Origin of the sequence: Boudabousia liubingyangii, assembly GCF_001907245.1 — a bacterium.
GTDB lineage: Bacteria > Actinomycetota > Actinomycetes > Actinomycetales > Actinomycetaceae > Boudabousia > Boudabousia liubingyangii.
The window spans coordinates 1-12,590 of the sequence record NZ_MQSU01000004.1; the positions used below are offsets into that span (position 1 = coordinate 1).

The window sequence follows — 12,590 nt, forward strand, 5'->3', positions numbered from 1 at the left end:
CGCCACTTAAAAACAACAAAAGAGGGGCCCGGAACCAAACAGTGTTTGGCACCGGGCCCCAAAACAATTCACCCACCAAACCATTAAACTAAAACCATGGAAAATAACGCCGCGGCACGTACCGAAACCGTAGAAATCTACCAAGAACCCGGTACCATCGCCCTCGCCGGCACACCCATCGGGGACACCAGAGACGCCAGCCCCCGACTAATAAACGCTATCCAGCACGCCGACATCATCGCTGCCGAAGACACCCGCCGCGCCCTCAACCTAGCCGGTCGCCTAGGAATCAAACCAGGCGGCAAACTCGTGCCCCTACACGAACACAACGAAAGCGGAAAATCCCCCGAAATCATCGAGGCCGCCCAAAACGGTGCCCGCATCCTCGTCATCTCTGACGCAGGCATGCCCACCGTCTCAGACCCCGGCTATGACCTTATCCAGGCGGCCCTAGCAGCAGGTACGCCCATCAGGATCATTCCTGGGCCCTCTGCTGTGCTTACTGCGCTGGCAGCCTCTGGCATGCCCACCGACCGCTTCACCTTCGAAGGATTCATGCCCCGAAAAGACGGACAACGCTCCGCTACCCTAAGTGCACTCAAAAACGAAAAACGCACCATGATCTTCTTCGATTCACCACGACGAACCCACGACTCACTAAAAGTCATGGCCCAAGTCTTCGGGGAAGAACGCCCCGCCGCGGTCTGTCGTGAACTAACCAAAACCCACGAAGAAATCATGCGGGGTACCTTAAAAGAGCTAATCGAAAAGACCAGTGGCGAAGTCCTCGGGGAAATCACCATTGTCGTCCACGGTGCCACCCCCAAAGCCCCAGAGATCGAAGACTACCTACCGGCAGTACTAACCCTAGTAGATGGGGGCATGAAACTTAAAGCTGCCGCCGCCCAAATCGCTGAAGAAAGCGGACTAAGGAAAAATCAGCTCTACCAAGCTGCCCTAGACGCTAAAAATAATCGTTAAACCGGTGACCAGCGATGATCCTTAAGCGGGGGAGTGCTCTAAGGTGACACCCTCGGCTGCCATGAGTGCTACGGCCTCGTCACCTAGTTCCTTACTAACTGGAACCGAAAGGTCCGTGAATACTGTAGTCGGCCAGCCGCGGTGCAAGGAATCAAGCGCGGTATCGCGAACACAGTGCGAAAGCGCAATGCCCACCACGTCTACCTGATCAATCGCAGCCTTATGTAGCACCTCGGTGAGGGTGCGACCATCATCGGTGACGCCCTCGAAACCCGAATACGCGGCAGCATACTGGCCCTTACGGACCTGCGCGTCAAAGGGGAAGTCCGCAATCAACGGGTGAAGTTCAGCCTCTGGTGTACCCGCCACCCCATGCGGAGGCCAAGTATCAACAAAATCAGGATGCTCAGAAAAATGGTCACCCGGTTCAATATGCCAATCCTGGGTCGAAACCACCAGGTCATAGTCCTTTGCGTGGGCAGCCAAAAAATCGGCCACACCCTGGGCAGTATCATTACCGCCGGTAACTCCTAGGGCCCCACCCTCGCAGAAAGTGGGCTGGACATCTACAACTAAAAGTGCCTTTTTCATGTTGCTCCTTTCACACAGATACCAAAATAGACGATATCTTTAGGGCACGTCTACCGCAACGCGTTAAACTGTGCACTATGAGTCGAATTCTTTCAGCAGTTGCATGGCCGTACGCAAACGGCCCCCGTCATATTGGACACGTCGCCGGCTTCGGCGTCCCCTCAGATGTTTTTAGCCGCTACATGCGCATGGCCGGCCATGAAGTCCTCATGGTCTCAGGTACTGACGAACACGGTACCCCCATCCTGGTCGCCGCAGATGAGGCTGGCATCACCGCCCGGCAGCTAGCTGACAAGAACAACCGCCTAATCGTCGAAGACCTAGTCGCCCTAGGCCTGTCCTACGACCTGTTCACTCGTACCACCACCGGTAACCACTACCAGACCGTACAGAAGATGTTCGAGGTCGTGCGCGACAACGGCTACATGCTAGTCCAGACCACTCGCGGGGCCATCAGCCCCTCCAACGGTCGCACCCTACCCGACCGTTACATTGAAGGTACCTGCCCCATCTGTGGCACTGACGGTGCCCGCGGCGACCAGTGCGATTCCTGCGGTAACCAGCTAGACCCCACCGACCTAATCAACCCGGTCTCCCGTATCAACGGCGAAACCCCCAAGTTCGTAGAAACCGACCACTACTTCCTAGACCTACCCGCCCTAGCCAAGGCCCTAGAAGCCTGGCTGGACGATCGCGAACAGTCCGGCACCTGGCGCCCCAACGTCATTAAGTTCTCCAAGAACTTCCTCGAGGATGTTCGCCCCCGCGCCATGACCCGCGACATTGACTGGGGCATCCCCGTACCCGGCTGGGAAGACCAGCCCGGCAAGCGCCTCTACGTGTGGTTCGACGCCGTTATCGGCTACCTGTCGGCTTCCATTGAATGGGCCCGCCGAACCGGTGACCCTGAAGCATGGCGCAAGTGGTGGAACGACCCTGAGGCCCTGTCCTACTACTTCATGGGCAAAGACAATATCGTCTTCCACTCCCAGATCTGGCCCGCCGAACTAATCGGCTACAACGGCAAGGGCGACAAGGGTGGCCAGCCCGGCGACCTAGGCGAACTAAATCTCCCCACCGAGGTTGTCTCCAGCGAATTCCTAACCATGGAAGGCAAGAAGTTCGCGTCCTCCCGCGGCATCGTGATTTACGTGCGCGACATGCTAGAACGCTACCAGGCTGACGCCCTACGCTACTTCATTAGCGCCGCCGGCCCGGAAAACTCTGACGCTGACTTCACCTGGGCCGAGTTCGTGCGCCGCACCAACTCGGAACTAGTAGCCGGTTGGGGCAACCTAGTGAACCGTACCGCCGCGATGATCGCCAAGAACTTCGGTGAAATCCCCACCCCCGGTCCGCTAGAGCAGATTGACGAAGACCTACTCAAGGCTGTCCGTGACGGCTTCGCTGAGGTTGGCGACCTGATCGCTCACCACCGTCAGAAGGCTGCTATCGCCCAGGTTATGCGCCTAGTTGGGGAAGCCAACAAGTACGTGACGGTCACCGAGCCCTTCAAGATGAAGGATGAGAGCCAGCGCGAACGCCTAGCTACCGTCCTGCACACCCTAGCAACTGCGGTAGTGAACCTGAACCTGATGCTTAGCCCGTTCCTGCCCTTTGCCGCTAACGCCGTCGACCAGGTCTTCGGTGGGGAAGGCAAGGTAGCGCCGCTACCTCAGATTGAGGAAGTCACCGACCTAGATATCACTCGTGAAGATGGTAGCCCGCTAGACTACCCGATCATCACCGGTGACTACACTCAGGTACCCACCTGGGCACCCATTGAGGTTACCGTTGGTACTCCGATTGCTAAGCCCAAGCCGGTCTTCCAGAAGCTGGACGAAGCGATCATTGAGGAAGAGCTAGAACGCTACGGCAATAAGTGATTGCTTAACAAGTGCACCGCTAAGCGGGCACAAAAAGCAGTCCTAGACGAGTCATCGGTTTAAAGATGACCGCCTAACTAGGCCCAAACTAGCTAGGCTCCCAGCTTGGAGCTAAAGCTAGCGAAACCCGCCCGGAACACATCGATTTTAAGTCGATTGTCCCGGGCGGGTTTTTGTTCTGCTTTTTCTGTTCGGGTTTTTCTTCACAGGTTACAAAACTAGCAATTTGGCTAAGAGACAATCGTCTACTGTGCCACTGCCAGTCAGATTGAAACCCGCTAGGCTGGAAATAGCCGAACACCTATCCCTAAGGAGGGAACTATGGCGACAGTAGCTGAAATGCTAGTCGAACAGTTAGAACTAGCCGGCGTTGAACGAGTCTACGGCATCGTAGGCGACAGCCTAAACCCGATCGTAGACGCCATCCGCCGCTCAAAGAAAATCCGCTGGATCCACGTCCGCCACGAGGAAGTAGCCGCCTTCGCAGCCGGCGCGGACGCTGAAGTAACCGGCAAACTGGCCGTCTGTGCGGGCTCCTGCGGCCCGGGTAACCTACACCTGATTAACGGCCTCTACGATTGCCAACGCAACCGCGTGCCCGTACTGGCAATCGCCTCCCACATTCCCGCCACCCAGATTGGCACCCAGTTCTTCCAAGAAACCCACCCCGACCGCATCTTCAATGAGTGCTCCGTCTTCAGCGAAATGATCTCGGACCCCAACCAGATGCCGCGCGTCTCTAGGATTGCTATTGAATCCGCCCTGACCGCCCCCGGCGTTTCCGTCCTCACCATCCCGTCGACGGTCACCCAAGAAAAGGCCCCGGAAGGTAAGGCGCTAGATATGGCGCATCCTCGTAAACCGCGAATTATCCCGAACGAGGAAGACCTAAAGGAACTAGCCGACGCCATTAACGAGGCCGACAAGGTCGCCCTCTTCTGCGGTGCCGGTACTCGCGGGGCGCACGACGAGGTCATGGAACTGGCCGGCAAACTCTACTCGCCGGTTGGGCACTCGCTACGCGGTAAGGAATGGATCCAGTGGGACAACCCCTACGATGTGGGCATGTCCGGCCTACTGGGTTACGGTGCCGCCCAAGAATCCATGGAAGAAGCCGACCTGCTGGTCCTGATCGGCACGGACTTCCCCTACGACAGCTTCCTGCCGCACAAGGTACGGACCGCGCAGATCGACATCAACCCCATGCACCTAGGGCGTCGTACTCGCTGCGATATTTCCGTGCAGGCAGACGTGCGCGAAACCCTGAAACTACTGATCCCCATGGTGGAGCAGAAGAAGTCCCGCTCCTGGTTGGATAAGAAACTCAAGTCTCAGGCCTACCTGATGGATAAGGTCGTCGGCGCCTACACGGAAGACGGCTCGAAGCTCAAGCCGATCCACCCCGAGTTCGCGGCCGTGAAACTAGACGAGGCTGCCAGCGACGACGCGATCTTCACCGTCGACACCGGCATGTGCAACGTCTGGGCCGCCCGCTACATTACCCCCAACGGGAAGCGCCGCGTGATCGGCTCCTTCCTACACGGCTCCATGGCGAACGCCCTCCCGCAGGCCATTGGTGCCGCGGTGGCTGAGCCTCACCGCCAGGTTGTGGCCATGTGTGGTGACGGTGGCCTATCCATGCTGCTAGGGGACCTGCAGACCATTAAGACTCAGGACCTGAACGTGAAGGCCGTCGTGTTTAACAACTCGGCCCTGTGCATGGTTAAGCTCGAGATGATCGTGGATGGTCTGGTTGACTTCGGTACCACCAATGATGAGATGAACTTCGCCGCGATCGCTGAAGCCATGGGCATCCGAGCAGTGCGAGTCACCGACCCGCAAGAGCTCGAAGCCGTCCTGGAAGAAGAAATGGCTAAGCCCGGCCCGGCAGTTATTGACATTGTCACGGACCCGAACGCCCTATCCATCCCGCCGAAGATCGAGTTCGGGCAGGCAAAGGGCTTTGCCTTCGCCATGTCCAAGCAGATCCTAAACGGTGGCTTTGGTGAAGTCATGTCCATGGCTCGTTCGAACCTACGTAATATTCCGCGTCGGTTCTGAGGCTGTAGACGCCCCCTCGGCAGATATTATTCCGCCGAGGGCGTGTCCCCAAGGAGGGCCTGGCAAGCCTCGGCCACCCCGGGGAAGACCGGCACTCCCGCCGCGAAGCCGTCGGCTTCGACCAAACCGGTAGTGACGGCTACGAAACCAATGCCGGCTCCTTGCGCAGCGGCCTCGTCCATGAGGGCATCGCCCACGTAAACCACGCGGGAAGCCAAGTCAGAAGTGGTAGTTGAAGCGCCTGCGGAAGGAGCTGCCGAAGCGTCCTCTGAAGCGCCTGCGGAATCGGTGGCGGACGAATCCCGGTAGGGGGCCAGGACCTCATCGAAAACGCGCGGGTCAGGCTTATGGAACTCGCTATGGTCCGCACCTAGGACGCATTCGAAACGCTCGACGGGGAAGCCAATACGTTTAAGGTCGGGGATAGCAACCTCGCTAATCATGGAGGTTAGGACGCCTACCTTCACGCCCGCATCCAACAGGGCGGTCACGGCGGCCACGCCACCGGGCTGCTCCAGCTTCGGGTACTGGTCGTGGTATTTGCGGTAGGTGGAAATCAGCACGTCCTGCGGGGCGGCTTGCTCATAGAGTAGCTCCAGCATGGGGCCGAAGGGCTTGCCCCAGTGCTCGTGCAGGGTCTCTTCGGCCAGGTCGATACCGAACTCGTGCTTGGCCACGTACTGGTGCTGCTCCCACTTGACCTTCCGAGTGATCACCAGGGTGTCATCCATGTCGAAAAGGACCAGTTCCGGACGAGGCAGCGCGTCCGGGGTTTCGACGTTCAGAGCTTCGTCTTCAGGCTCCTCAAGTAAAGGATCGATCGGTTCAGGGGCCCCGGGACAATCAGGGGTAGGGTCGGTACAGGAATCGTCTGGGAACGGCATGGGACCTCCTTCAAAGTTTTGAAATCTGAGTTACCGCGACCGTGCCAGATGAGTTCCGGCACGGGCACTGAAAAACAGAAATATCTTCAAAAATAGCAAATGCACCGCTTAACTTCAGTAGTTAAACGGTGCAAAATGCTAAAACCGGTGCTGGCCAAGCCCTCTGTCAGGCCAAGGTGGAAGCCTCAGTTGGGGCTAGGCAGCGACCTCGAGATTCCTGAAACTAAGGCAGGTCCTGCTGATATTCGTGATCACGTTTCGACCCCACGAAGAAGGCCGAGACCAAGAACAGTACCGCCAGTAGGGCCGGGAAGCCCGCTAGGACATACCCCATCTGTTTTTGACTGGTAAACAGGATCGCAATGGGCAGGATAGAGCAGAGCACTAGGAAGCAGCCGCCGGCAAAGGCCCAAATATTGAAACCGTACTTCGGTCGTTTTTGAGATTTTGATTTACTGCTCATGATTACTCCTTAGTGCCTTCGATAGTCGGGCTAGATTCCGCGGTGGAGCCAGCTTCTGGGGTGGTGGCAACCTGGTCGCGTTGCTTCAGCATTTCGCGGCGAGTTTCCTCTACCTCTTTGAGTTTCCAGTTCCCATCATTGACCAGGTCGACCATGCCGCCCATGACATTAATGTCCACGACGGGGTACTGTTCGGCCTTCGCGGGATCCCCCGTGGTGGCCTCTAGGTACAGGTTCTGGCCGGAAAGCGAATCGTTGGACTGCTGCGAAGTCCGACTCGCGTTCATCTTCAGCACCTTGAAGTTTGCCGGGACCTTAGAGAAGTCAATCTTTCCCCATTCGGCCTTTATCCGATAGTGCAGGGGCAGGTTTTCCGGCACGGGCACATCCAGCTTCCCGAAGGTCAGTTCGGTTTCCATGGGCTCCGCATTCGTGTACTGCAGGTAAATAGGGGCCTTAACATAGCCCATATTTCCTTCACTGACGGTAACCCCCAGCATGGAGGTGAGCACCAGGAACGGCACGAAGAGCCAGGAAACAATCGAGATCCAGCCGCCTCGGTGTCCGCGCACACCCTGGATGATCAGCGCGCCACCCAAAAGCAGCATGGTCACGGGCACCATGAACAGGTAACCCAGTAGCGCCGAGTCGTACGCGGTGCCCACCATGATCCCGCCACCGATACCGGCAAAGATCAGCGCCAGCAGCAGTAGGGAGAAGCGGGCCGAGGGAGCGGGGCGACTAGGCCGCCTACTCACCTTGGCTTGGGGCTTAGAGTGGCGGAAGTACAGGCCTTCCTCTTCGTCTTCCGGGCCCGGGGTGGGGCTGGCGTAAGACTCTGCCTGGTAGCTTTCAGAAGATCCCTGGGGAGCACTTTCAGCACTGGTGTCGCCGGTACGTTTATTGCCGCTTTCGCTACCATTTTCGGCTTTGGTGCCAGTAGTACCCTGGGCACGGTAATCCTCTGACCCTACAAAAGCCGACGAGCCAGAGGGCTTAACGAAAGGGGCCGCGTAACCGTCGATCTCTTCATCAGAAGGACGAGTCTGCTGCCAGGGCTGACCCGGGCGCTTATTCTCGCGGTACGGGCCATAGTCATCATGACGACCAGAATCATTACCGCGCGACGCGTACACGACAATCAAAATCAGCGAAAGTAGCGCTAGGACAATCACACTGCGGAAGAACCCAACCCCGAAGAGCATCATAGCTAGGAAAGCCAGAAGCAAAATGGGGAAGAAAAGGAACTCGCCGCCGCGTCCTCGTCGAACCCAGTCCTCGGCGATAATCTCACCAGAGGCGCCCTCCGGCAGCAGGATCCACAGGATAATGTAGACCGCGATGCCAGAGCCAAAAGCCAAAATGGAAATCAACGCCAGGACGCGAATCAAGGCCAGGCTCCAGCCGGTCCGGTGCGCCAGGCCGGCACAGACGCCGCCCAGCATCCGGGGGTGAGCCCGGTAGAAACGCAGGTCGCGAATCCCACCAAAGAATGAGTTACCAGAAGAGCTGGTGTACATGTTACGTTCGTTCATGCTTCTATTGTCCGCCATAGGTGGGCGAAAAAACTATCAGGGAAACCCCTGAAAAAACCCTGAAAACCCCGAAAATACCCCCAAAAACGGCTCAGGGGGTACCCGTAGCGGCCAAAAAGGTGGCACACTGGGAACGTGAAAGTACGCCAAGGAACCTACATTAAGCCCACCGAGCGGCGCGTCCCCGGGTGGATCCCGCCGACCTCGACGCCTGCCAGCCGGGAACCGCGCGGAAAGTGGGCAGGTTTTGGGGTGCCTGCCGGGAACTCCCGGCGGGGAGGTAGCCCGGCGTCCGTCCACGCTACCAATGGACCCTTGGCGGCACCGCTCCAACAAGACGCCCCGACCGGCTCCCAGTTGGCGGCCGCAGAAGCTAGGCGAGGACGAAACGATAACCTAATCGGCATGCTGTCCCTAGCGGCCGGAGCCCTGGCCCTGGCCGTGTACTTGACCGAGCGTTTTGACGGGATCTGGCACTATGGGATCCCCGCCGGCCTAGTGATCATCCTGGGCACGTGGCTGGTATGGCTCAATATTGGACGTAAGAAAATCAACTGGTCCCTAGCGGCCCTGGGGGCCACCTACGTGACCGCCGGGATTTTGGGGATTTTTGCCCCCTGGGATTCCTTTAGGCAACTGGCTCAGATCCTGCTTTCTGTCCTGTTGATCCTGATCGCACTGGTGTTGTTGGCGCTGCCCTTGTGGGCAACGATTCGGGCGCAGTTAGCGCATGCGGAATCAGAAGAGATTAAAGAGCGGGAGCGCGCGGACTTGGCCGCGCACCTGCACGATTCGGTCCTGCAGACGCTCGCGCTGATTCAGGCACACCCAGAGGATCCGCAGCGTGTCGCAGCCCTGGCTAGGCGCGAGGAACGACAGTTGCGCACTTGGCTCTATGGGAACCCCACGAAGGGTGCCAGCCTTAGCGTGCAGCAGCTGGTGGAAGAACAGGCCGCCGAGGTCGAAGACCGCTTCAACTTGAAGGTCGAGGTCGTGGTGACCGGGGACCGTCCCGCCGGACAGCAGGGGGAGAATATTTCCGCCCTACTGCGTGAGGCGCTAACGAACGCGGCCAAGCACGGCGAACCACCCATTAGCGTGTATGTGGAGTGTGGGCGCGAGTTTGAGGCCTTCATTAAGGATCACGGGCCGGGCTTTGAATTGGCGGACCTTGAGCAGGTGCCGGGGGACCGCCACGGGGTGCGGGATTCACTGGTCAAGCGCGCGAAGCGTGCCGGCGGTGAGGTCCGCATTCGGAAACTGGCCTCTGGGACGGAAGTAAGCATTCGTCTGCCGTGGGCGGTAGAAAAGGCTGAGGGAAAGAACTGAAAATGAGCAGGGAAAACATGAAAGAGGAACCGATGGAGCCGAAGAAGGGCCAGCAGGTGGGTGGCCAGTCAGGCCAGCCAAAGGACGAACCGATGGATGCGGCAGCTACCGAGCCGTCCGGTGGGGAACAAGCACGCCCACTACGCCTAGTCCTAGTTGATGACCACCCCATGTTCCTGGCGGGCGTCCGCGGCGAACTAGACCCCAGTCCTGAGATCGAAATTTGTGGCACCGCTAAAGATGTCGATAGTGCCATCGAAGTTATTCGCGAAACCCAGCCCGACGTGGTCCTGCTGGACGTGCACCTACCAGGTGGTAATGGGGGCGGCGGGATCGAGGTCGCTCGGGCGGTATTGGGCGGAAGCGCCCTCGGCAATAATGCGGGGAAGGCGCCCCGGATTCTGGCCCTGTCTGTTTCTGACGCGGCCGAGGACGTGGTGGGCGTAATCCGGGCCGGCGCGCGCGGGTACGTCACCAAGTCAATTTCCACCCCGGAACTATTGGATGCGATTAAGCGCGTGGCCGCGGGGGACGCCGCATTCTCACCCCGACTGGCCGGTTTCGTGCTGGATGCTTTCGGGGCGGCCGGGGATACCCAGACGGGGGAGGACGAACTCGATTCGCTCTCTAGCCGGGAGCGGGAAGTCATGCGCTATATTGCCCGCGGCTACACCTACAAAGAGGCCGCGCAGGAACTGTTCATCTCTGTAAAAACCATTGAGACGCACATGTCCAGCGTGCTGCGGAAACTACAGCTGTCGAACCGTAACGAGCTGACCCGCTGGGCTGCCGAGCGGCATATTATTTAGCGGTAGTGGGCGGTCACGACCTCGGCTACCGGATCTAGGGTTAGCTGGCCACCGTAGGGGATCACCAACTGGGGCCGAGTGTGCCCAAAGGGCAGGTTCAGACAGACCGGCAGGTCCGTGCGGTAGGGCGCAATATTGGACAGTAGGTACTCCGTGTAGGCCTCTCGGCGAGCCTCACGCATTTGCGAGCGCTGCTGCGGCGTGGTGCCTTCAGGGGCCGGGTGGTCACGGTCCTCCACGACGGGCTGCGCGAAGGCCAGGCCCGCAATGGCGTCTAGGTAGCCGCGTTCACCCATGGCTCGGACCCAGCGGCCCACATAGTCCGGCGGCGGCAGCACCTCAGAGGTCTCCAGGATTAGGATCGCACCCTCAAGCTGTGTGGGTTCGGGCAGTCGCCCTGCAAGTGCCATCTGGTCCAGGACTTCTAGGCAGCCACCCCAGGTGGGGCCGGTGACCGCCTGAGCGGGGCCAATGAACTCCAGCGGCGGGGAGGGCAGGCGCAGGTAGGGCTCGGTGAGGCTACGCGGGTCCGACCAGTCCCAACCATAATCCTCACTTTCCGTGGGAATGGGCAGGGCCAGGTCCGTGCCGAACAGGGCCGCACGCAGGGTCTGCAGGTGTGCGTCGTCGATCTGCGCGGGGCCCAGGTGCACCATGGTGGAACCGCCGTAGTAGCTGGCGATCCCGTGCTGCCACAGCCAGTGGTTCAGGTTCGTATTATCCGAATACCCAAAGAAGGCCTTCGCCCCGTTTTCTGCCGAGGCCGCGCGCAGGGCTTCCCCGTCTAGGTGCGGGATTACGGTGATCAGGTCATCCCCACCGATGCTGGCGAAGATTGCTTTAACGTCCGGGTCGGTCAGGGCAGCCATGAGGTCTGCGGCGCGCGCCTGCGGGCTGGCACCCATCATCGCGGTGGTGGGGTATTCGACCGGCTCAAGCTCTAGCAGGGTGCGCACGCGCTCCATGGACTGGGTGTGCAGGTCCGGGAAGTAGGCGGGCGCCGCCCAAGCAGGGGAGAGTACCGCCACCCGGTCACCCGGCTGCAGGGGATGTGGGGCGTGGAGGGCCTGGGTGTTTGCAGTTGTGCTAGTGCGCGGTTGCGGATGCGTAGAGTCTTGAGGCATGGAAGTAATTTTAGCTGCCGGATTGTCGATTCGTGGAAAGAGGCTGGCCTGTTTTGATGGGGCTATTGGATTTTGCTTAGGCCCTCATCCCAGCGTTCGGTGCAGCCGTTCATGATGGCTTGGCCGTAGATGACGTTGCCGGGTTCTGGACGTGGCTCAATGTTGTAGGGGAGTGCAATATTGAGTTTGACTGCCCCCTGGTTGACGGTCGCATATAGCCACTTGTTTCCAGTAATGCCGTTGGTGCGTTCTTCGACGTGTTCGCAGATGCCACCGAGGATCGCCCCGCCATGGACATCATCTAGGTGCTGTTCGATATTGTTCATCAGCTCGTAGCTGGGGCTTTCAATGTCACCTAGAGCGGTAAGGTAGTCTGCTGGTTCAATCCGGTTTAGGTCAAGGTAAGCTTGAGCCCAAGATTCTAGACTGGGGTGGACCTCCATATTGACGGCAATTGCCGCTAGCCGATAGTTCTGGAAGGTCTGACCATAGCGGCCATCAATCTCACCGACCGGAACCGGGTAAGCCAATGGGTCGGTGTATTCCAAGAAGAAGGGAGTACAGCCTGTTACGTTATTGGGGTCCTCGGGGTCCGGGAGAAGGTATTGACCTACGCCCAAGCCGGGACGTACCTGGAAGGTGTAGAAGGTTACGCCCGGCTGACCGTGGATTGTGAAGTTGGTTGAAGCCTCGCCATTTTTGTGGATAAATACGCAGGCCATGAAACCGGACGGATCCACGTAATAGCATGCCTGTTCCCAGTCTTCAGGCTTCTCTGTACGGACCTCAGTTTGGGCGCGTTGAACGATTGCCTCAATGAGCCCCTCATATTCGGCCTGTACCTGGGTTGAGTCAAATCCCAAAGATTCCCAGTAAGTGCTATTCATGGTTAGTTCCCTTCAGAGGTGGTCGGGTGTGACTTGGGGA

Annotated in this window: 11 protein-coding genes; 5 read left to right on the plus strand and 6 right to left on the minus strand. The window is 58.8% G+C overall.

Translation table 11 applies throughout. The features are described 5' to 3' along the window. The first annotated feature begins 96 nt into the window (after nucleotides 1–96). Entirely contained in the window at nucleotides 97–981 is an 885-nt protein-coding gene (rsmI, locus tag BSR28_RS06875) for a 16S rRNA (cytidine(1402)-2'-O)-methyltransferase (protein ID WP_073713753.1), read from the plus strand. 21 nt (nucleotides 982–1,002) lie between these two features. Here the strand turns inward: rsmI and BSR28_RS06880 are convergent, their stop codons facing one another. After that, nucleotides 1,003–1,572 (minus strand): isochorismatase family protein, encoded by a 570-nt coding sequence (locus BSR28_RS06880; RefSeq protein WP_073709711.1) that lies wholly within the window; start codon nucleotides 1,570–1,572, stop codon nucleotides 1,003–1,005. A gap of 77 nt (nucleotides 1,573–1,649) precedes the next feature. Here BSR28_RS06880 and metG point away from each other — a divergent pair, with 77 nt between their 5' ends. Together metG and BSR28_RS06890 are read left to right on the plus strand one after the other, a co-directional pair. Further along, nucleotides 1,650–3,458, plus strand: coding sequence for a methionine--tRNA ligase (gene metG, locus BSR28_RS06885; protein ID WP_073709712.1), 1,809 nt, complete (start codon nucleotides 1,650–1,652; stop codon nucleotides 3,456–3,458). 321 nt (nucleotides 3,459–3,779) lie between these two features. Beyond that, nucleotides 3,780–5,519 (plus strand): pyruvate dehydrogenase, encoded by a 1,740-nt coding sequence (locus BSR28_RS06890; RefSeq protein ID WP_073713754.1) that lies wholly within the window; start codon nucleotides 3,780–3,782, stop codon nucleotides 5,517–5,519. A gap of 26 nt (nucleotides 5,520–5,545) precedes the next feature. Here BSR28_RS06890 and BSR28_RS06895 read toward each other — a convergent pair whose 3' ends face one another. The 3 genes from BSR28_RS06895 to BSR28_RS06905 form a co-directional block, all read right to left on the minus strand. Next, nucleotides 5,546–6,403, minus strand: a complete 858-nt coding sequence (locus BSR28_RS06895) for an HAD family hydrolase (RefSeq protein WP_073713755.1) — start codon at nucleotides 6,401–6,403, stop codon at nucleotides 5,546–5,548. Nucleotides 6,404–6,626: 223 nt separating this feature from the next. Further along, a complete protein-coding gene (locus BSR28_RS06900) occupies nucleotides 6,627–6,866 on the minus strand; it encodes a hypothetical protein (protein WP_073713756.1) in 240 nt (79 codons plus the stop codon). A 2-nt stretch (nucleotides 6,867–6,868) separates the two neighbouring features. After that, a complete protein-coding gene (locus BSR28_RS06905) occupies nucleotides 6,869–8,401 on the minus strand; it encodes a PspC domain-containing protein (RefSeq protein WP_073713757.1) in 1,533 nt (510 codons plus the stop codon). Nucleotides 8,402–8,536: 135 nt separating this feature from the next. On the opposite strand from BSR28_RS06905, the gene BSR28_RS06910 reads away from it, so the two are divergent. Continuing rightward, complete coding sequence (locus tag BSR28_RS06910) at nucleotides 8,537–9,730, plus strand: sensor histidine kinase (protein ID WP_073713758.1); 1,194 nt, start codon at nucleotides 8,537–8,539, stop codon at nucleotides 9,728–9,730. Between the two features lie 92 nt (nucleotides 9,731–9,822). Further along, entirely contained in the window at nucleotides 9,823–10,539 is a 717-nt protein-coding gene (locus tag BSR28_RS06915; RefSeq protein ID WP_073713912.1) for a LuxR C-terminal-related transcriptional regulator, read from the plus strand. Here the strand turns inward: BSR28_RS06915 and BSR28_RS06920 are convergent. Then, entirely contained in the window at nucleotides 10,536–11,663 is a 1,128-nt protein-coding gene (locus BSR28_RS06920) for a S66 family peptidase (RefSeq protein WP_083563187.1), read from the minus strand. The two genes, BSR28_RS06915 and BSR28_RS06920, sit on opposite strands and share 4 nt — an antisense overlap. Nucleotides 11,664–11,725: 62 nt before the next feature. Beyond that, nucleotides 11,726–12,550: a hypothetical protein gene (locus BSR28_RS06925; RefSeq protein WP_073713759.1), complete on the minus strand. Its 825-nt coding sequence runs from the start codon at nucleotides 12,548–12,550 to the stop codon at nucleotides 11,726–11,728. Between the last annotated feature and the right edge of the window lie 40 nt (nucleotides 12,551–12,590).